Here is a 19,754-nt window from a genome sequence, read left to right as displayed (position 1 = left end):
GCGGTTCCGCAAGGACACCGTGCTCGTCGCGGATGGCACCCTGGTGCCCACTCGCGACCATTCGATTGCCGAATATTCCCCAACTGCCGCTACTCGACTGCCCGTCAGGTCGTGATTGACGCAGTCACCCGTTGGTCGTCGTAGTCGGCCGACCGCTGCCCGGCAATCGTTATGACTCCCGCGGCTGGAAGGAATCCGGCGCCAAGGCCGCCGTGGCACCACCAGCCCGCCGCGGAGGGCGAGCCCGGCGCATGTGGCACGCACCGGGCAGACGGTGCGGTGGTCGCGGACTGTACGGGCTCGCCGCCGGCCGACGTCCGGGTTGTTGTCCCGCTGGCGGAGGTATCGACGTCCCCTATGGTCGGCCCATGGCGTGTCGCCCGTCTCAAGGGTGTCGAGCGCTCGACCGACCGCGGTCGTATGTCCGAGCGGCGGAGACGCCCTGATCGACAAAGAGATCATCGCGTCGAACGTCGGCGGCCAGAAGGTCCGCGCTTCTTGCCGTTCAGTTCAGTTGACTGCGGTTGGGTCGATACACGCCCGTAGCCGATCAGCAAGGACGAGCGTCATAGGCGCTCTTGGCGACCTCAGTTGGGTGTCGGCGGAACCTGTTCCAGCCAATTCCAGAGGGCGCGTTCGCGGTCGGTGTCGTAGGACTCGGTGGAGGACGCCGTGGCCTTCTTCCGGTGGATGTAAGCACCGGTCGTGGCGGGGGTGACGCTGAGGATGGCGTCGGCGAGCTTCTTGCCCGCGGGGACCGGGGTATCCACGAGGGGGGTGACCGTGAACAGCGGGATGACTTTACTCATCAGGAAGGGAAAGGCTCCGCCGGTTTCGCGTGCGAGCCCGGTTCCGACCACGAGGCTGGGGTTGTAAGAGACGATGTCGATGCCGTCGGGCAATCGGCGGGCCCATTCGTGGACCAGGTGCACGCCGCCGAGTTTGCTCGTCACGTACGCACGACGGCCGGCCCGGACATTCCCGGAACGGTCGAATGCTCCGGGTCGGGAGATTTCCGGGATGGCCCAACGGGGTGCGGGCATGCTCCCCCCGGTATGCCGAAGATCACCGAAGTGCGCGTCGCTCACCGTGACGACAACGCGGGCCGGCGCCTGAATGTGAGGGTGCAGTTGCCTGAGGAGCTGGTGGGTGGACATGACGTTCACGGCAAAGGTCCTCTCGTATCCGTCGACCGTGGTCTGCAACGCGTTGGAGAGGTGGACACCCGCGTTGAAGACAAGTCCCCGCAGCGGAGGCAACTCGCCGGAATCCAGAAGATCTTCCAGCCGTGCGCCGGCGGCGGCGACGCTCACCTTGCTCGACAGATCGATGTCGACGGTCGAGACGTGCGGAGAGATTCCCCGCAGGCTCGGCAGCACCTCGACGGCAGAGGAGCCTCGTCCAAGTACCACAAGGTGGGTATCGGGGCTGCGTCTGAGGATGTCTCGCGCGGCTTCCAGGCCGATCCCCCGAGTGGCCCCGGTCATGATCAGGGTTCGGTTCGCTGCGGTCATCTGGGGGCCTCCGGGGCGTGATCGTGGGAGTGCGGGTGTGCGTCGGCGTATGCGTTCTCCGCCGCCATCGACACTGACGGAGTGTTCGATGATCGGGGAGACTTCGTCGAGCCTGGTATCCGCAAGGCCACGCACCCGGCCCGGCGCCTACCACTGGGGGGGGACAATGACGTCATGGTGGGAGATGAGCGGTCAGGTCTGGGCGAGTATCTACGCCACCGTCGCTCGGAAATGACGCCCCGGGATCGCCCTGGGGCGTCCCCTCTGTCTCACAGGCGTGTGCCGGGCCTGCGACGCCAGGAGCTCGCCGACGTCGCGGGCATCTCGGTCGAGTACTACACCCGTCTCGAACAGGGGCGCGCGTCCCGCCCTTCGCGGGAGATCCTCACCGCACTGGCGCGGGCCTTCCGGCTCTCGAACGCCGAGCGGGATCACTTGTTCCGACTCGCCGACGAGCGACCTCCGCAGCCGCGAGCACCGGCCGCTGAAATCCGACCGGAGCTCCAGCGACTGCTCAACAGCCTGGACGACACCATGCCGGTCACCATTCACGACGGCCGACTCGACATGCTGGCGTTCAACGTTGCCGCGGCGGATCTGCTTGGGCCCGTCTTCGACGACGGACCTTACGGTCACAACATCGTCCACCAAGCCTTCACGTCGGCGGGACTCCGCGAGGTGCTCGGGAATGAGGGAGCGGAGCAACTGGCCCGAGTGGCCGCCGCCGAACTTCGCAAAGCACTCAGTCTCTACCCGGAAGATGAGCACCTTCGTGCTCTGTTTCGCGAGCTGTCGACGAGCAGTCCCGAGTTCAGCCGCCACTGGGAGCGAGGAGAGATCGGAACGTGGAGGTCCGCGATGAAGCGCGTCAACCATCCGACCAGAGGTTTGCTCACGTTCGACAGCGAGATGCTGCACGACCCCGACAGCGACCACTGGATCATGCTTTTCACGCCCCGCCGCGCATGAACGGTGGCAGCGGGTAGGCCCGCGGCAGAGCAGCCGACCAGATGTCGGTGGGACCCACTGGTGTCGGTTCGACCGAGGACCTGTTCCGCGGGCTGCTGGACATCAGGATGGCGTCCAGCAGCCCGACCGATACCGGCTCACCCCCGCTCTCTCGGCGAGCACTCCGGGCGTCCGCGCGGCGGGGGCCTCCAGGACCGGGTGGACCTGTCAGGCGTTCATCCCTCCGTCGATGGTGAGGACTGAGCCGGTGGTTCCAGCGTGGTTGATGAGGATATCGAGACCGCCCAGGTCGCGGACTGCGTGTTCCACCAACCGTTCGCTGCCGTCGGGACCGGCGCGCTGTTTGCCTGAATGGCAATTCCGCGCTGCCCTCACGACCGATCTGATCGACGCCGTTTCTGGCGAGTGCCAGGGCAATTGCGGCGCCGATACCGCGCGAGCCGCCCGTCACCAGAACTCGTTTGCCTCACAGGTCTTTCATGCTTCTCTTCTTTGCGAGTCGATCTGGAACTCATCACAGGTCTCGCGGTCGGGCCGGATGTCCGCGAGGTGGCCTGCGGACACCCGGCCGGGATGTCGTCGGCGTCGTTCACCTGTCTGGAAGGCGCGGTCAGCCGTGCCGACCGGGGTGTGACGAGGGGCTGGCCCATCACCGTGCTCTCGTCGAGGCCGGGGTATCACCGCGCTCTCGCCGAGGCCGAGGCCGGGGTCGAGTCGACGTCTCGGACTGTGCCCGGCACAGGCCACGCGGGTGATCTGATGTTTCGGGCTGTTGTGCCGGACGTCTACGAGGCGACCGTCCAGAGTGTGCACCGCTTCGCTGCCGACCTCTCATCGTGAGGTCTACCGCGCACTGAACGCCGGATGCGCTTGAGTGCGCCCGTCGGCCGGGCTCGGCCGCGTACGTTACGCCGCCGGCCCGGCCGTCAGGGTGCTGCTCAGTTCACCGTGAACGTGGGCGATGTCCCCGTGAACGGCGTGATCTTCCCGAGCAGGTTCTTCGAGTCGCCGTGGTGCACGATCCGGTAGCTGCCGGGAGCGGTGTCCGCGCCGATGTCCCAGGTGACCGTGGCCTTCGACGTACCGGTCAGAGCGTTGATACGCGTCCAGCGGTACTTCGTCCGCCAGTCACCGTCGTCCAGCACCCGTACCCACGCCCCGTCGACCAGCCGCCGCACCTCCAGGAAGGTGCCGCCCCGTCGGAGGTTGTTCTTCGGGTGTCCGGTGGTGAACTCGACCGTCGCGGTACGGCCCCGGGTGTACGACGCCTCCGGCGGGGTCAGCACGGCCCCGAACGTGCTGCCGGGCGGCGGGTTGTCGTACACCACCCCGGTCTGGAAGTTGAACTGCCGGCCCGACTCGTCCGGCGGCGCCTGACCCCGGTCGAGCGCGGTGCCCTCGCGCAGGGACTTCGCGACCCGCGCGTACTCCTGCTGGTAGGCGGGCAGGGTGTAGCGGCCGTAGAGCGTGGAGCCGCCCTCGTACTGCTGGGTGTCGTACTCCTCGGGTGTCGTCACGTACTGGCTGTAGGAGTTGGCGTACCCCTGGAGCAGCACCCGGTCGAGCGGGACACCGAGCTGCTCCGCCACCGTGCGGCGGACGCGGAGGCCGGAGGTGATGGTGAACTCGCCCGGTCCCGCGACGAGATGGAGCTCGCCGATCTTCATGATCTGCAGGGGCAGGATCTTCGGGGTCACCGGATGGACGTTGCTCAGCAGACCGGTGGGGACCAGGCTCGCCTTCGGGTACTGGCAGGTCGCCAGCCAGGCGGGGGTGTCGATCTGGAGCGCCTCGATGATGGAGGCGACCGGTGTGCGCATGCCCTCCTCGAAGCCGGGGATCGCCGGACCGTCCTCGACGCTGCCCGCGAGCGTGGACGCGCCCACCACGGCGGGACAGGTGCGGTGCTCCTGCCCGTCCGGGGTGTAAGCCCCGTTCACCGTCACGTTCTCCATGTCGACGTACGCGAGGCGGGAGTCGACGCCGCCGCTGACGGGCTTCGCGTTCCGGTAGATCTCGCGCGCCTTGCCGAGCTGGCGTTCACCGAGGATGCGGGCGTTCTCGAACTCGTCCTCGGTCGGGCCCGATCCGGGCCTCAGATTGAGATTGGGGGACATGTCCCCGGCGTTGGTGTTGGGGAAGGCGGCGACGAATCCCGGGGTGTTGTCGAGATAGCGCACCCCCTCCAAATCGTGCTCCCAGGCGTACGAGGCGTAGCCCTTGTTGTCGGGGCTGATGAGCCTGTTCTTGTTGGTGATCGAGGTGTTGTGGGTGGCGAACCAGCTGATCGCGCCCGCGTCCTTGTCGCCCTGCCGGAACCGCAGCACGGTCATCGCCGGGTCGATGCCGCCCGGGAAGGCCGCCCGGTCGGCGGCCGGATTGCGGTCGAACGCGGTACGGGAGCGGTTGACGCTGGCGTTGGTGAGCGTGCCGGTGCCCAGGCTGATGGTGCCGGGCCGCAGATCCTCGTGGGCCTTGACGACGGACTCCACGATGCCGTCGACGATGGCCCGGTAGGTGGCGCTCTGGAAGCCGAGCACGGAGAGGTTGTACGCGACGTCGTGCGAGTAGCCGCCCGGTCCCGAGTGGGTGTGGGTGGCGGACAGCAGGACGTTCTCGTCGCCGTACAGGCTGCCGTAGCGCTCCTTGAGGCGTGCGACGACGCCCTGTCGCACGGACTGGAAGACCATCGCCAGGTCGGCGTTGACGTACACCACGCGCTTGCCGGTCGTCCGGTCGGCGACGACGAACGCGCGTGAGCGCTGCCGCTGGTGGATGCCGGACGTCTTCTGGTCGAAGCTGGAGTAGCCCATCATCCCGGTCTCGGCGGCCTCGCCCGTGACATCGGCGATACCGCGTCCGACGAGGTGGTCCGCGTCGGCGGCGCTCGTGCCGTCGGACGCTCCGCCAGAAGCGACGGCCGGGGGAGGTGCGGTGAACGAGGCGGCTCCCAGGGCCGCGACGAGCGCCAGGACGGCGAGCCTGCTTCTCGAACGGCGTGCGGTGGGGGGTGACATGAGACCTCCTGGGCGGCGAACGGCGCGCGACGGTGCCCCGACGGTAGAGGCGCGTACCCCGCCCCGCATAGATCTCTACCGGACAGTAGGCGGCGGGGTGCCGACGGGAGAAGGAGCCGGCCCGGGCCGGGGCGTACCCGGGCGCGTCGGTAGCCTGCGCCTCATGACCCGCGCGTGGATCCTGCCGATGCTGTTCGTGCTCAGCGGCTCACTTGTCGCCGCCGCGCTCGTCCTGGGCGGGGATCCCGGCGCGGCCGTCGTCCCCCTGCCCGCCTTCGCGGGGCTTGGGGTGCCGCACTCGCCGCTGGTCTTCCCGCGGTCGATCGGCGCGCGGGAGGCGGAGCGCCGCAGCGCGCTCGACGGCCGGCCGGTCGTCTACTGGCGGCCGGGCTGCCGGTACTGTCTGCGGCTGCGCCGGCGACTGGGCCGTGGCGCCCGCCAGTTGCACTGGGTGGACATCTGGCGCGGCCCGGCCGGAGCGGCGGTGGTGCGGGCCGCCAACGACGGCGACGAGAGCGTGCCGACCGTCTTCGTCGCGGGCCGGCCGTACGTCAATCCGGACCCGGGATGGGTACGCGACCAGCTTCCGCCTCCCGTCTGACGCGGACGCCGCACCTCGCACGTCGCCGCGGTCCCGGTCCCGGTCCCGGTCCTGGCCGGGGTCGTCGGGGTCGGGGCTTGCGGGCTGTGCCCGCGTAGCAGGCCGCTTCCGCGTCGGTGACGTTCGCGCCTGGTCTTCGAGGTCGGGCCGCCACCGCTGGGTGGGGACGACGCCCGGGTCGAGCGGGTTCCAGCCGTCGAAGAGGCGGACGATGTCCGCGTGGGGGCGCGCCTGCCCCGGGGTGCCGGCGGCGCGGTACGCACCGGTGAGACGGGCGATTCCCTCGGGGTCGAGATCAGGAGTCACGTGGGTGATGGTGAGCGTGCTTCCCGAAGGCAGCGCCGCTTTGAAGTGCTCGACGATGCCGTGGGCGCCGTCGTCGACCCGGTCGTCGGTGGCCAGGATGGAGGGGAAGGCGGCCGGCGCCTCGCCTGCGGCCTCCCGGTCGGCGGGGAAGTTGTGCCGCGACCAGGCCGCGTACTCGTCCAGCCACGCCGTGTTGAGCGCCCCGCCATCCAGAGTCCTTGGCCCTCGGCGGTATGGTCCCGGCTCCGCCCCGGGGGCCAATGGGGACCGCACGGTCCTACTCCTGGGGGTCAAGGGGTCGCAGGTTCAAATCCCGTCGTCCGACTCGCGAGAGTCGTAGACAAGGGCCTGTTCCGGAGGAATCCGGAACAGGCCCGTGGTCATTTCGCGGCACGTAACCAGGTCAGTCAGTCGGCCGGGCGCAGCAGCGGGCGCTGCGCCGCCTTCTCCCGCTCGTACGCGTGGCGGGCGGCGGTCGTCGAGGCCAGCGTGGACACCTCGGCCACCGGCACGTCCCACCAGGCTTCGGAGGCGGGCGCGCCGGCCAGCGGGTCGGTCTCGATGTGCACCACCGTCGTACGGTCACTGGCCAGCGCCGCCGCGAAAGCCTCGCGGAAACCGTCGACTCCGCCCGCCCGGATGACATCCGCGCCCAGGCTCGCCGCGTTGGCGGCCAGGTCGACGGGGAGGACCCCGCCGTCGTGGCGGCCACTGGCACCGTCCCGGTAGCGGTACCGGGTGCCGAAGCGTTCGGAGCCGAGAGACTCGGAGAGCGCGCCGATGGAGGCGTACCCGCGGTTCTCCACCAGCACGATGACCAGTTTCAGGTCCTCGGCGACCGCGGTCGCGATCTCCTGGGCCATCATCAGATACGAGCCGTCGCCGACCAGGATCACCGCCTGGCGGTCCGGGGCCGCCATCTTCACGCCCAGGCCGCCCGCGATCTCGTAGCCCATGCAGGAGTAGCCGTACTCCACGTGGTAGCCCAGCGGATCGCCGGGGCGCCAGAGCTTGTGCAGGTCACCGGGGAGGGAACCGGCCGCCGCGATCACCACGTCACGGTCGTCCACGGCGTCGCGGACCGCGCCCACGATCTCGCTCTGGCTGGGCAGTGGGGTGTTCTTGCGGGCGAAGGCGGCGTCCACCGTCTTGTCCCAGCGGCGGACCAGTTCGTTCGACCGCTCGCGCAGAGCGCCGGGCACGGTGTGGCCGGCCAGTGCGCCGTTCAGCGCCTCGATACCGGCCCGCGCGTCGGCCTGAAGCATCAGGGCGGCCTGCTTGGCGGCGTCGAAGGAGGCGATGTTGAGGTTGATGAACCGGACGTCCGGATCGGCGAAGAGAGTCCGGGATGCGGTGGTGAAGTCCTGCCAGCGGGTGCCGATACCGAGGACCACATCGGCCTCGCGGGCCAGCGCGTTGGCGGCCGGGCTGCCGGTGTGCCCGATCGCGCCGACCGCGGCCGGGTGGCCGTGCGGCAGTGCGGCCTTGCCGGCCTGGGTGACGGCGACCGGAATGCCGGTGGCGGCGGCGAACGCGGCCAGCGCGTCGGTGGCGTCGGAGTGGATCGCACCGCCGCCCGCCACGATCAGCGGGCGCTCGGCCGCGCGCAGCAGCCGTACGGCCGCGGCCAGCGCCGCCTCGTCGGGAGCGGGGCGGCGTACCTGCCACACCCGGCGCTCGAAGAACTCCTCCGGGAAGTCCCATGCCTCGGCCTGTACGTCCTGCGGCAGTGAGAGCGTGACCGCGCCGGTCTCGGCCGGATCGGTCAGCACCCGCATGGCCTGCGTCGCTGAGGAGAGCAGTTGCTCGGGACGCCAGATCCGGTCGAAGAAGCGGGACACCGGGCGGAAGACGTCGTTGACGGTGATGTCGGCGGCGTAGGGGAGTTCCAGCTCCTGGAGCAGCGGGCTCGCGGACCGGGTGGCGAAGGTGTCACCGGGCAGCAGCAGTACGGGCAGCCGGTTGATGGTGGCCAGTGCCGCGCCGGTCACCATGTTGGTGGCGCCGGGGCCGACCGAGGCCGTACAGGCGAGGGTGGAGAGCCGGCGACGGGTGCGGGCGAAGGCGACGGCGGCGTGCACCATGGCCTGCTCGTTCCGCGACTGGTAGTAGGTCAGGTCGTCGGGCTGCTGGAGCAGCGCCTGCCCGATTCCGGCGACGTTGCCGTGGCCGAAGATGCCGAAGCAGCCCTCGATCAGGCGGTGTTGGACACCGTCGCGTTCGGTGTACTGCCGGGCCAGAAACGTCACCAGCGCCTGGGCGGTCGTCAGCCGCCGGGTGCCTTGGGTGGTGCTCACCGTGGTCCCTCCGCATCGCACATGGGCACGCGCGGGTCGGTCGGCATGCCTTCCCAGGAGGCCCGCACCCAGTGGTGGGCGGGGTCGTCGCAGCAGGCCATGGTCCGCTCGGGGTGCGGGCCCGCCAGCACATTGAGGTAGTACATCGGGTAGCCGGGGGCGGCCATCGACGGGCCGTGGTAGCCGCGGGGCACCAGCACCGCGTCGCCGTGGCGGACCTCTTCGAGGAGGTCGACGCCGTCCGCGTACACCCGCTGGTAGCCGATGCGTTGGGAGACGGGGCCGGATTCGGGACCGGGGTCCGCGCCGTCGGTCCGGCCGAGTTCGAAGTAGTAGATCTCTTCGAGTACGGCTTCTCCCTCGCCCCGCTCGTCGTGCTTGTGCGGCGGATACGAGGACCAGTTGCCGTCGGGGGTGAGCACCTCGACCGCGACCAGCCGGTCGCAGCCGAAGCCCTCGGGGGAGGCGAAGTTGTTGACCTGGCGAGTGGCGTTCCCCGCGCCGCGGGTCTCCACCGAGACCTTCTCGGCCGGTCCGTACGCGGGTTCCAGCCGCCGCTCGCAGCGGGCGGCGGGCAGCGCGAACCGGCCGCCCTCTGCCGAGTGGACGGTGACCTCGGCGTCGCGCGGGGCGTACGCGAAGTCGCTGACCCGGGCGAACACGTCGGTGCGGCCGGCCAGTGCGAAGGTCCGGCCGTCGACGGTGACGCGGCAGGCACCGGCCAGCGGCAGCACGATGCACTCGCTGTCACCGGTGCTGAACTCCGCCGACTCGCCGGCCGCCAGTTCCAGCACCCGCAGCGAGCTGTAGGACCAGCCCGCGTCCTTCGGGGTGATCGCCAGCCGGAAGCCGTCCGCGCCGGCCGAACCGGCCGAACCGGCGGGCAGACGCAGGGAGTTGGTCATCAGGTGTTCTCCCGTCCCAGCAGTGAGACCGCCGTGTCCACCGCGGCGGCCACATCGTTGTCCGGCGGGAAGAGCATGGTGCGGCCGATGATCAGCCCGCGGACGTGCTCGATCCGCAGGGCCCGCTGCCAGGAGGCGTACATCGCGTCGGGGTCGCCGCCGCCCTCGCCGCCCAGCAGCAGCGTCGGCATGGTGGTGGAGGCCATCATCCGTTCCATCTCGTCCACCACCGGCACCTTCAGCCAGGTGTGGGCGGACGTACGGCCGAGGCCCTGGGCGATGTTGTTGGCCCAGATCTGGGCGTCGGGCTCCAGGATGTTGCGGAGCCTGCCGTTCTCGCGGACCGACTTGAAGGGCTCGACCAGTGCCAGCAGCCGTCGCTCGGCCAGCTCGTTGATGGCCTGGGCCGTCGCGCTCAGGGTCGCCGCGGTGCCCTGATCCGCGGGGTCGATACGCAGCAGCGTCTTGCCGCCGTCCAGACCGCCCTCGGCGATGCCCCGGGCGTCGTAGCCGCCGAAACGGTCGTCGAGTTCGAAGGAGGCACCGGGCAGTCCGCCGCGGTTCATCGAGCCCAGTACCAGTTTGCCGTCGAGGGCGCCCAGCAGTATCAGGTCCTCGACGAGATCGGCGGTGCCGAGGAAGCCGTCCACACCGGGCCTGGAGAGCGCTTCCAGGCAGCGGGCCAGCAGCTCGTGGCGGTCGCCCATCGCCGTCGGGTTGCCGCCGGCCGCGACCGCGCCGCGCGCCGGGTGGTCGGCGGCCAGGATGAACAGCGGCCGGGCGAACCCCGCCGGGTCGAACCGGGGGCGGGCCGCGGCGGCCCGGCGGATGGCGTCCGGGTCGGTCAGCCGCAGGCGTCCCACCGAGGCGATGTCTGCGGCGGCGGGGCGGACGTTGGTGATCACAGCTGTGCTCCAGGGGTGGTACGGCGACCGGCCAGCAGCAGGTCGATCTCTTCGGGGGTGGGCATGGCGTCCGCGCAGGAGTGGCGCGAGGCGACGATCGCCCCGGCGGCGTTGGCAATCTCCAGCACTCGGGCCAACGGCAGCCCCGCCACCAGGCCGGCCACCAGCGCACCGCCGAAGGCGTCGCCGGCGCCGAGCCCGTTGACCACGTCCACCGGTACCGGTGGGACCACCACGCTCTCGGTGGCGGTGCGGGCCAGCACTCCGGCGGGCCCCAGTTTGACCACGGCGAGGCGCACCCCGCGCTCCAGCAGCAGATCGGCGGCCCGGTCCGGATCGCGGGTGCCGACGGCCACCTCGACCTCGTCGCGGTTGCCGACGGCGACGGTGCAGTGCTCCAGGGCGCGGGCGTAGTGGCCCGGGGCCTGGTCCGGGTCGTCCCAGAACATCGGGCGCCAGTCCAGGTCGAAGACGGTGTCGGTGCCCGGCTCCCGGTCGGCGACGGCGCGCAGTGTGCTGCCGCGTGAGGGCTCGGCGGATAGTCCGCTGCCGGTGATCCAGACCACCCTGGCCCGGCGCAGCGCCTCGGTGTCCAGGTCGTTCTCGGTGATCCGCAGATCGGGGGCGTCCGGCCGGTAGAAGTAGAGCGGGAAGTCGTCCGGCGGGAAGATCTCGCAGAGTACGACCGGGGTCTGGGCGCCGGGAACGGTCACCACATGCCGGTCGTCCACGCCGAAGCCGCGCAGTGCGGTGCGGACGAATCCGCCGAACGGATCGTCACCGACCCCGGTGGTCACCGAGGAGCGCAGCCCGTGCCGGGCGGCGGCGACCGCCACATTGGTGGCGCTGCCGCCCAGGTACTTGGCGAAGGTCCGCACCTCGGCGAGAGGGGTCCCCGTCTGCTCGGGGTAGAGGTCCACGCCGACCCGGCCGAGGGTCATCAGGTCGTACGTCATGCGGCGTCCTCCTCGGTGCCGGTGCCGGTGCCGGCGGCGGCGGCCCGGTCCACGTACAGGCCCGGGTTCTCGCAGAGCGTGACCAGCGTCGCCGGCCAGGACACGTCGTAGCCCGTGGCGGCGCCGAGCCGGCGGACGGCCTCCCGCTTGTGGCTCCCGTGCACCACCATCACCGCGCGGCGGGAGTGCGCGACGATGGTGCGCACCCCCACCGTGACGCCGTGGCGCGGGACTTCGTCGATCGAGGCGTAGTCGGGGAAGGTGCCCAGGTTGTCCTCGCGGGTGGTGTCGGCGAGGGCGGTGACCCGGCTGCGGCTGTCCTCCGGCGAACCGGGCGGGTTGAACGCGATATGCCCGTCGGAGGCGCCCGAGGCGAGGATGAACAGGTCCACCCCGCCCGCCGCGGCCAGCCTCTTCTCGTACGCGTCCGGGTCGGCCGGGTGCGGGAACCAGACGGAATCCGCCGGGATGCCGAGGCCGGGGCCGGCCGCCGCGTTGAGCGGCGCCACGATCTCCTCGGCGGCGAAGCGGTGGCAACTGTTGTGGGCGCTGTGCGCGATGTCCTGGTAGCCGCCGTCCGGGGCGGGCACGACGTACTCGTCCATCATGGCGATCACGACATGGCGCAGATCGAGCCCGCGCTCGGCGGTCAGGACGGCGAGTGCTTCGTACACCGGTTTGGGGCTCCGGCCGCCCGGACAGCCCAGCACATAGCTCAGTGAGGCCCGCCCGGCTTCGGCGATGCCGTCGGCGATCTCGTGGGCGAGTTCTTCGCCGAGCGCGCCGGGGCTGTCGAAGACACGTGGGGACAGGGGGGCTGACACGGTGTTACTCCTTCACGGCCCCAGCGAGCATTCCGTGGATCATGCGGCGCTGGAGGAAGATATAGCTGATGAGTACGGGAAGTGCGACCAGGACGGCCGCGGCGGCGGTGACGCCGGGATCGCTGTTGCGGCGGTTGCCCGCGAAGAACGACAGGGCGAGCGGTGCGGTCTGCACACTCGCGTCGTCCGGTACGAGCACCAGCGCCAGCAGGAACTCGTTCCACGCGAAGAGGAAGAGCAGCGCGGCGAGGGCACCGATGGCCGGCATCGCCATCGGCAGCAGGATCGACCGCAGAGTCCGGAACTTCGAGGCGCCGTCCATCGAGGCGGCTTCCCGCATCGCGGGAGGCGTGGAGTCGAAGAAGGTCTTCATCCAGAAGATCGCGAACGGCAGGGAGAGCCCGATCTGTGGGAGGATCAGCGCCCAGTAGGTGTTGAGCAGTTCCCAGGACTTGAGCTGGTGGTAGAGCGGGATGACGGTCGCCTCGTAGGGCGTCACCAGTCCGGCCAGCAGCAGTACCAGAAGGGCCCCCTTGAAGGGGAAGGGGAAGGCGGCGAAGGCGTAGCCCGCGAGGATGGCGAGCAGGATGGTGCCGACCACCACGCAGGTGGCGACCAGCATGCTGGAGATCAGCGGCTGGGCCGAGAGCCCCCGGTCCCATGCCTCGGCGAAGTTGGCGAAGCTGACGGAGCTGGGCAGCCCGAAACCGCTGTGGCGGCTGCCCGGCTCACTCAGCGCGAGCAGCAGGACGGACAGGAAGGGATAGAGCGCGAGGAGCGCGGCGACCCACAGGACGGCATGGCCGATGAGGGTCTGGCGGCGAGTGCTGTTGATGGTCATCCGTCAGTTCTCCTTCCCGCGCACCACGCGGATGATCACAACGGTGACGACGAGGACGACCGCGGTCAGACAGATGGAGATCGCGGAGGCTGCGCCGACCTCGCGGGTGAGGAACGCGCCCTGGTAGATGAAGACGCTGGGGACCGTGGTGGAGGAGCCGGGACCGCCGGCGGTGGTGTTCCACACCAGGTCGAAGTTGCGCAGCGCGTAGGTGACCGTGAGCACCAGGGCGACGGAGATCTCGCCGCGCAGCGCGGGCAGGGTGACGGTGAAGAACTCCCGGATCGGGCCGCAGCCGTCCAGTTGCGCCGACTCGTACAGCTCCACCGGGATCTTCTGCACACCGGCCAGGAAGAGCACCATGCACAGGCCGAACATCACCCAGGTGCCGATGAGCCCGACCGAGGGCAGCGCGGTGGCGTAGTCACCGAGCCAGGCTCGGGTGAGGGAGTCGAGGCCGACGGCGCTCAGTATCGCGTTGATCGGTCCGTCGATGTCGTACATCCAGCGCCAGGAGACCGCGACCACGACGGTGGCCAGGATCTGCGGGAGGAAGAGCACGGCGCGGAAGAAGGCGAGTCCGCGGACCTTGATCCGGGAGATCAGGGCGGCCAGCCCGAGGCCGATGGCGACGGGGAAGACGGCGTAGAAGACGAGGAAGACCAGGGAGTGGCCCAGCGCCGCGGGTATCCGGTCGTCGCTCAGCAGGGCGGTGTAGTTGTCGAGCCCGGCCCACCGGCCGAGAGTGATGCCGTCCCAGTGGAACAGGGAGATCCAGGCGGTCTGGCCGATCGGGCGCAGCACGAACAGGATGTAGAAGATCGCGGCGGGCGCGAGGTAGAGGAAGGCCGGCCAGTACTGGCGGGCGGCCCAGGCCCGCACCCGGCCCTGGGGGGCGTGCGCACCGGTGCCCTGCCCGGTGCGGCCCGTCGGGCCGGCCGGGAGGCGGGGACTCATGAGGCGTCCTGGGCGTCGGTCCGCTGCTTCTTGGCGAAGGCCAGCCAGTCCTTCTGCAGGCCCTGGGCGAAGCCCTCCGGGGTGCTGCGGCCGGACAGCAGGTTCTGGGTGGTGGCGCCGACCGTGTCGTACATCGTGGTGGAGGCCCAGTCCAGATAGAAGTTCTGGCCGTCGTCGGCGAGCAGCTTCAGACCGATGTCGTTCACCTGCTCGACGACCGGGCTGGCCGCCTTGACCTCCCTGCCGCCGGTGACCGGGGTGCGGCCCACATCGGCGATGACCTGGGCGAACTCCTTGCTCATCAGCATGTCGAGGAAGGCGACCGCTGCCTTGGTGTTCTTGCTCTTCGCGGAGATGTGCCAGCCCAGGCCCATCGAACCCACCGAAGCGCGGGTGCCGTCGGCGCGGGCGGGCAGGGTGAAGCCGACCTCGCCGTTCATGGACTCCTGGAGCGGGGGAGCGTTCCAGGAGCCGGCGATCAGGAAGGCGCCCTGCCCCTGGCTGAACTTGGTGACCGCGTCGTCGGAGCTGATGCCGTCGTAGCCCTTGCCGAAGTAGCCGTCCTTCGCCCAGTCCTGAACGGTTCTGGCGGCTTCGACGGTGCCGGGGTCGGCGACGGTCGCGCCGGGGACGCCGCTGATCCAGGAGCGGACATCGCGGCTGGGCACGTTCTGGGCCTGGACCAGCCCGATGACCTGGCTGGCCGGGTACTTCTCGGCGTTGCCGAGCATGAGGGGCTGGGTGCCCGCTTCCTTGGCCTTGTCGAGCGCCGCCGTGAACTCTTCGTACGTCTTCGGCGGTTCGATGCCCAGCTTGTCGAGCGTCTCGGTGTTGTAGAAGACGCCGACGAACTCGGTGGCCGGGCTGATGCCGTAGAGACTGCCGGAGCCGAAGATCGAACCGTCCTGCGACCAGCGGAACTGCTTGAGCGCGCCGTCGGTGAAGGTGTTCTCCCAGCCGTACGCGCGCATGACGTCGTCCAGCGGGCGCAGCAGTCCGGCCTCGACCAGCGGGCCGTCGGTGCCGTAGCCCTGATTGCCCTGCGCCAGGTCCGGGGCGTCCGAGCCGGACATCGAGTTGACGACGGTCTTCATCAGGTCGTCGAAGCCCTTGGTGGCGACGTCGACCTTGACGTTCGGGTACTTCTTCTCGTACAGCGGCACGAGCTTCTTGAGGGTGCCCTCCTCGCCGGCGTCGGCGAGGACGCGAAGGGTGGTGTCACCCAGCTCCGCCACTTCCTCGGGCGTGACGGGCTCGGTGATACGAGGCCCCTGGATTCCGGAGGAGGCGGCCGGACCGCCCGCCCCCGGAACACTGCAGGCGCTTGCCAGGAGGGCGGTCAGGGCGATCCCTGCGACCCTGTTCCAACGCGGCTTCTTCATGGGTGCTCCGACTTTTTTCGGCACGCGTCTTCGCGAACCGGGGGCAGCGGTGACATACGGATGTGGGGATGGTCCGGCGGACGGTGGAGGTCCGGGGGCTACGGGAGCCCCGGACCGTCCGGGTACGCCGGGTGCTCAAGGTGCCGTGGTCCCGTCGGCACACCGCACGGCGGGCGGTGTGCCGACGGCACGGTCCACGGTGTCTCAGAGGTGTGCGGCGACCCTGGCGGTCAGCCAGGTGTGGTTCGCGGCCTGCTCGGCGGCCACCTGGGGGTAGATCTCCGCGGGCGTCGGCGCGCGGTCCTGTTCGACCACCAGCCAGTCGCGGTAGCCGCCGCCCAGCAGTTCGGCGAGGAAGGCGTCGATGTCGACATCACCCTTGGTGAAGGGCACGCAGACATCCGCCCACCAGGTGTCGAAGTCCTTGCGGCGCTCGGCCTTGGCGCGGTGGATGACGTCCATCTCGACGTCCTTCACATGCACGTGGTTGATGCGCTCGCGCCAGTTCTTCAGGCACTCGACCGGGTCCCCGCCGGCGAGCTGGATGTGCGCGATGTCCAGCGTCAGCCCGACCTCGGTGAGATCGAGCAGCCGGTCGACCTCCCAGGGCGATTCGACGAAGGTGGAGATGTGCGGGTGGAAGGAGGGGCGCAGCCCGTACGAGCGGGCCAGTTCGACGGCGTTCGCGGAGAGTTGGGCCAGCCGCCGCCAGCCGGCCTCGTCCAGCGCCAGCGACCGGTCGTCCCAGGCGCGGGCCGGGTTCTCCAGCAGCGCCTGGCTGCCTTCGTCGGCGAGGATCGCGAGGGGCGTCTCGCCGGACCGCTCGGCGCAGGCGGCCAGTTCACGGCACGTCTGCTCCATCCGCCGCATGTCGTACGCGACGACGTCGTCGCCGAGCGCGTAGTGGACCGGGATGTAGGCGCCGACCGCGGCCAGGCCGTGGCGGGCGAACGCGGTCGCGGTCTCCTCGGGGGTGCCGAAGAATCCGGGCGGGCCGAGTTCGCTGCCCTCGTAACCGGCCTCGGCCATCGAGGAGAGCAGCGCGTCGGCGGAGGTGCCCGCACCGCCCGCGCCCTCGCCGTAGACGCCGTAACTGACCGGGGCGTTGCCGAGCCGCGGCCCGGGTGTGGTGATCTGCTCGGACGTGGTCACTTGCCGTTCTCCTCTCCGGCGGCTTCCCCGCCGACCTGGATGCCCTCGCGCGCCGCGAGGGTGGCGATCAGGGCCTGGAGGCAGCGGATGTCCTCCGCGGCGCCGGCCGCGCCGGAGCGGACCGGGGCGCCGTCACGTACGGAAGCCGCGAACTGTTCCAGCTGGCGGACGAAACCGGTGTCGTAGCCGTGCTTGACGGTGGAGTCGTGGCGTACGCCGTTCTCCACCCGCTCCACCCGCAGCGAGCTGCGCACATCGACCAGGTAGGGGGCCGCCATGTCCAGGCGCAGCCGTCCGTCGCGTGCCAGTACCGCGATCTCCTCGCCGTACTCGGGGTGGTCCGGCAGCCAGTTCCAGTTGATGACCAGCTTGGCGCCGTCGCCCAGATCGCCGGTGGCCAGCAGACACGGCGGCTCGCCCTCGACCGGCCAGGGCCACAGCTCGGCGGAGTCGAACGCGGTGGGCAGGGTGAAGCCGAGGGCGCGCAGCACCGAGAGCTCGTGGATCACCGATCCGTTGAGGACGTCGCGGTAGTAGGCGGCGAGGGGGGCGGGAATCTCCCCGACGGCTTCGGCGGTGCGCTCGGCCTCGTAGGCCAGGTCGTCCTCGACCACGGACATATCGGCGTCGTCGGCGGGGCGGGACATCCGCAGATGCTCGACCTGGGGCTCGTCGGCCGGGTGGAGCACGGTGACGCGGACGGTGCGCGGGGTGTCGAGCCGGGCCAGCTCGGCGGCGGCGACCTCGGTCAGCGGGTCGTACATCTTCATGTAGCCGACCTGGAGGACCAGGCCCCTGGAGTCGGCGAGCGCGCCCAGTTCCGCGGCCTCGGCGGTGGTGAGGCAGAGCGGCTTCTCGGCGAGTACGTGCTTTCCGGCTTCCAGGGCGGCGCGGGCGGCGCGGGCGTGGGTGCCCGGGGTGGCCAGCAGGACGGCGTCGATGTCCGCGTCGGCCAGGACCGTCTCGTAGCTGTGGGTGGAGCGCACGTTCGCGCCGGCTCCGGCGGCGACCTGTGCGGCCCGTGAGGGCGACAGGTCGCAGACCGTCACGAGCTCGAAGAGCTCGCCGAGGCGCTGGACGGCGGGCAGGTGCACCGACTGGGAGATGGTTCCCGCGCCGATCACGGCGAGACGGACGGGTGAGGAGACCGGCATCTGAGACTTCCTTGGCTCTGCGGACTGAGGGCGGCACGGAAGCGACCGCACCCCAAAAGAGGAATGAAAGATTCCGCCTCTTCGGCGTTCTCAGGATTATGCAGTGAGTCAGACCAGATAGTCCAGAGTCTGTACCAGATCGACATCTGGTCCGGAGACTGGTTGCTCTGGTACTTTCCTGCCGTGACCGAATACGACGCCCCATCAGCCGCGGGACCCGCCGTACAACTCGCCCACCAAGAACTGGTACAGCTCCTCGACCGCCGGGTCTGGGTGCCGGGCAGTCGACTGCCCGGCGAGCGCGCCCTGGCCACCCGGGTCGGAGTGAGCCGCAGCAGTCTTCGGCACGCGCTGGCGAGACTCGAAGCCGAAGGACGGGTGAACGCCTCCGCCCAGCGCGGCTGGTACGTCTCGACCGATGTGGTCAGCGAACCGCCGAGCCTCCTGCGGAGCTTCACCGAGATCGCCCGCGAGCGCGGACTGCGGCCCACCGCTCGGGTACTGCACCGCAAGGTGCGCCCCGCGACCTATGACGAGTCCGCCCGGCTGAGGGTGGCGCCCGCCTCCGAGGTCCTGGAGATCTCCCGGCTGCGCGGCCTCGACGAGGTGCCGGTCTGCGTCGACACCACCGTGCTGATCCGGTCCCGGGCACCCGGCCTGGAGACCGCGGACCTCACCGACCGCTCCCTGTTCGGGGTGCTGGAGGAGATCGCCGGAATCCGGGTGACGCGCAGCGCGTACACGGCGCGGGCGGACGGTGCCGACCCGGTGCTCGCGGGCCTGTTGCGGCTCCCGGCCGGCACCCCCGTCCTGGTCGGCGAGGAGGTCACCTGTGATGCGCAGGACATCCCGGTGCTGCTCGGGCGCGCGGTGTACCGGGGCGACGCCTACCGCTTCGAGGCGACGCTGCATCGCTCGTCGGACTGACACCGCGCCGGCACGCGGCGCGTACCGCCTGCCGCGCACCGCGCGCCGCATCCCGCGTACCGCGTACGAAAGAAGGATCTGTGAGCACCACCGAAGTCACCGCCGCCCTGGATGTCGGCGGAACGAAGATCGCCGCGGGTCTGGTGGCCGCCGACGGCACCGTGCTGCACCGCGCCGAGCGGCCCACCGCTGTCGACGGCCGGCTGCGCGACCCGGGCCTGGCCGGCACCGCGGCCGCCGCGCGGGCGCTGCTGGCGGAGGCCGGCCGCCGCGGACTCACCGTCGGCGCCCTGGGCGCCGGCTTTCCCGAGTATGTCGCCGCCGACGGACTGCTGACCAGCCGTGAAGTGCTGGCCTGGGACATCCAGCCCCAGCGGGTGCTCCGCGCCGAACTGCCCGGCATACCCGTCGTGGTCGGCTCCGACGTACGGTGCGGGGCGCTGGGCGAGGCCCGTTACGGCGCCGGGCGCGGCCTGGACAACTTTCTCTACGTCTCGCTGGGCACCGGGCTGTCGTCCACCGTCGTGCTCGGCGGAACTCCCGTACCGGGGCGGCGCGGTGAGGCCATCGCGCTGGGCGCCTTCGAGGTCCCGGCGTCGGTCGACCCCGGCTGGCGCGGCAGCCTGGAGGAGTACTGCTCGGGCCGCGGCATCGGTGACCGGCGCAGCGCGCTCGGCGGGGTCACCACCCCCGGCGCCCGCGAGGTGACCGAGCTGGCGGAGCGCGGCGACCCGGACGCGGTCCGCGTCCTCGCCACCGCGGGCGCCGCGCTGGGCACCGTACTCGCCATGGCCGTCCGGCTGTTGGACCCCGACGCGATCGTTCTCGGCGGTGGCCTCGGTACGGCGCGGGGCCCGGTGTGGTCGGCGATGGAGTCCGCGTACGCCGAAGGCTGCGCGGCCCGCCCGGACGCTCCTTCCTTGCTGTCCGCCGCCCTCGGCCCGGCCGCGGGGCTGATCGGCGCGGCCCACCTGGCCTCCGCCTGACGCGGGCCTCCGGGCCGCGTAAGGGCTGCCGGCGCACAACCAAGGGCGATACGGGGGCTGT

The 19,754-nt window shown here is 70.7% G+C and carries 16 protein-coding genes and 2 pseudogenes; 5 read left to right on the top strand and 13 right to left on the bottom strand.

The window, feature by feature from the left end; all coding sequences use genetic code 11:
• Window position 1: 1 nt before the first annotated feature.
• Window positions 2–215: pseudogene (locus OG700_RS04180) on the top strand (IS5/IS1182 family transposase); the annotation flags it as partial.
• 372 nt (window positions 216–587) lie between these two features.
• On the opposite strand, the gene OG700_RS04175 reads toward OG700_RS04180, so the two are convergent.
• Complete coding sequence (locus tag OG700_RS04175; protein ID WP_405609037.1) at window positions 588–1,514, bottom strand: SDR family NAD(P)-dependent oxidoreductase; 927 nt, start codon at window positions 1,512–1,514, stop codon at window positions 588–590.
• A 174-nt stretch (window positions 1,515–1,688) separates the two neighbouring features.
• Between OG700_RS04175 and OG700_RS04170 the strand changes: the two genes are divergently transcribed.
• Window positions 1,689–2,483: a helix-turn-helix domain-containing protein gene (locus tag OG700_RS04170; RefSeq protein WP_405609034.1), complete on the top strand. Its 795-nt coding sequence runs from the start codon at window positions 1,689–1,691 to the stop codon at window positions 2,481–2,483.
• Window positions 2,484–3,421: 938 nt separating this feature from the next.
• Here the strand turns inward: OG700_RS04170 and OG700_RS04165 are convergent.
• Window positions 3,422–5,500, bottom strand: a complete 2,079-nt coding sequence (locus OG700_RS04165) for a neutral/alkaline ceramidase (RefSeq protein WP_405609031.1) — start codon at window positions 5,498–5,500, stop codon at window positions 3,422–3,424.
• Window positions 5,501–5,663: 163 nt separating this feature from the next.
• Here OG700_RS04165 and OG700_RS04160 point away from each other — a divergent pair, with 163 nt between their 5' ends.
• Window positions 5,664–6,101 (top strand): glutaredoxin domain-containing protein, encoded by a 438-nt coding sequence (locus OG700_RS04160; RefSeq protein ID WP_405609028.1) that lies wholly within the window; start codon window positions 5,664–5,666, stop codon window positions 6,099–6,101.
• A gap of 177 nt (window positions 6,102–6,278) precedes the next feature.
• Here OG700_RS04160 and OG700_RS04155 read toward each other — a convergent pair.
• From OG700_RS04155 to OG700_RS04105, 11 genes and pseudogenes are all read right to left on the bottom strand, one after another.
• A pseudogene (locus tag OG700_RS04155) lies at window positions 6,279–6,680 on the bottom strand (SAM-dependent methyltransferase); the annotation flags it as partial.
• Window positions 6,681–6,814: 134 nt separating this feature from the next.
• Window positions 6,815–8,704, bottom strand: a complete 1,890-nt coding sequence (gene iolD, locus OG700_RS04150; RefSeq protein WP_405609025.1) for a 3D-(3,5/4)-trihydroxycyclohexane-1,2-dione acylhydrolase (decyclizing) — start codon at window positions 8,702–8,704, stop codon at window positions 6,815–6,817.
• On the bottom strand, window positions 8,701–9,609 hold the full coding sequence (iolB, locus tag OG700_RS04145) for a 5-deoxy-glucuronate isomerase (RefSeq protein ID WP_405609022.1): 909 nt from the start codon (window positions 9,607–9,609) through the stop codon (window positions 8,701–8,703). The genes iolD and iolB overlap by 4 nt, the downstream gene beginning before the upstream one ends.
• On the bottom strand, window positions 9,609–10,511 hold the full coding sequence (locus OG700_RS04140; RefSeq protein ID WP_405621417.1) for a deoxyribose-phosphate aldolase: 903 nt from the start codon (window positions 10,509–10,511) through the stop codon (window positions 9,609–9,611). Before OG700_RS04140 ends, iolB begins: the two co-directional genes overlap by 1 nt.
• Window positions 10,511–11,470, bottom strand: a complete 960-nt coding sequence (gene iolC, locus OG700_RS04135; RefSeq protein WP_405609019.1) for a 5-dehydro-2-deoxygluconokinase — start codon at window positions 11,468–11,470, stop codon at window positions 10,511–10,513. Before iolC ends, OG700_RS04140 begins: the two co-directional genes overlap by 1 nt.
• The gene (locus OG700_RS04130; RefSeq protein WP_405609016.1) at window positions 11,467–12,294 is read right to left on the bottom strand and encodes a 6-phosphogluconolactonase; all 828 of its coding nucleotides are present in this window, start codon (window positions 12,292–12,294) and stop codon (window positions 11,467–11,469) included. Before OG700_RS04130 ends, iolC begins: the two co-directional genes overlap by 4 nt.
• 4 nt (window positions 12,295–12,298) lie before the next feature.
• Window positions 12,299–13,135: a carbohydrate ABC transporter permease gene (locus OG700_RS04125; RefSeq protein WP_405609013.1), complete on the bottom strand. Its 837-nt coding sequence runs from the start codon at window positions 13,133–13,135 to the stop codon at window positions 12,299–12,301.
• Between the two features lie 3 nt (window positions 13,136–13,138).
• Window positions 13,139–14,092 (bottom strand): carbohydrate ABC transporter permease, encoded by a 954-nt coding sequence (locus OG700_RS04120; RefSeq protein ID WP_405609010.1) that lies wholly within the window; start codon window positions 14,090–14,092, stop codon window positions 13,139–13,141.
• A complete protein-coding gene (locus OG700_RS04115) occupies window positions 14,089–15,474 on the bottom strand; it encodes an ABC transporter substrate-binding protein (protein WP_405609007.1) in 1,386 nt (461 codons plus the stop codon). Before OG700_RS04115 ends, OG700_RS04120 begins: the two co-directional genes overlap by 4 nt.
• Window positions 15,475–15,678: 204 nt before the next feature.
• Window positions 15,679–16,626 (bottom strand): sugar phosphate isomerase/epimerase family protein, encoded by a 948-nt coding sequence (locus OG700_RS04110; RefSeq protein ID WP_405609004.1) that lies wholly within the window; start codon window positions 16,624–16,626, stop codon window positions 15,679–15,681.
• Complete coding sequence (locus tag OG700_RS04105; protein ID WP_405609001.1) at window positions 16,623–17,780, bottom strand: Gfo/Idh/MocA family protein; 1,158 nt, start codon at window positions 17,778–17,780, stop codon at window positions 16,623–16,625. The genes OG700_RS04110 and OG700_RS04105 overlap by 4 nt, the downstream gene beginning before the upstream one ends.
• A gap of 183 nt (window positions 17,781–17,963) precedes the next feature.
• Between OG700_RS04105 and OG700_RS04100 the strand changes: the two genes are divergently transcribed.
• Both OG700_RS04100 and OG700_RS04095 read left to right on the top strand, forming a co-directional pair.
• The gene (locus tag OG700_RS04100) at window positions 17,964–18,707 is read left to right on the top strand and encodes a GntR family transcriptional regulator (RefSeq protein ID WP_405608998.1); all 744 of its coding nucleotides are present in this window, start codon (window positions 17,964–17,966) and stop codon (window positions 18,705–18,707) included.
• Between the two features lie 80 nt (window positions 18,708–18,787).
• Window positions 18,788–19,693 carry an ROK family protein gene (locus tag OG700_RS04095; protein WP_405608995.1) on the top strand — a complete coding sequence of 302 codons (906 nt, stop codon included), beginning with the start codon at window positions 18,788–18,790 and terminating at the stop codon, window positions 19,691–19,693.
• Window positions 19,694–19,754 lie beyond the last annotated feature (61 nt).

The organism is Streptomyces sp. NBC_01508 (assembly GCF_045040315.1).
Classification (GTDB): Bacteria; Actinomycetota; Actinomycetes; order Streptomycetales; family Streptomycetaceae; genus Streptomyces.
This window is presented reverse-complemented; position numbering and strand designations above follow the sequence as displayed.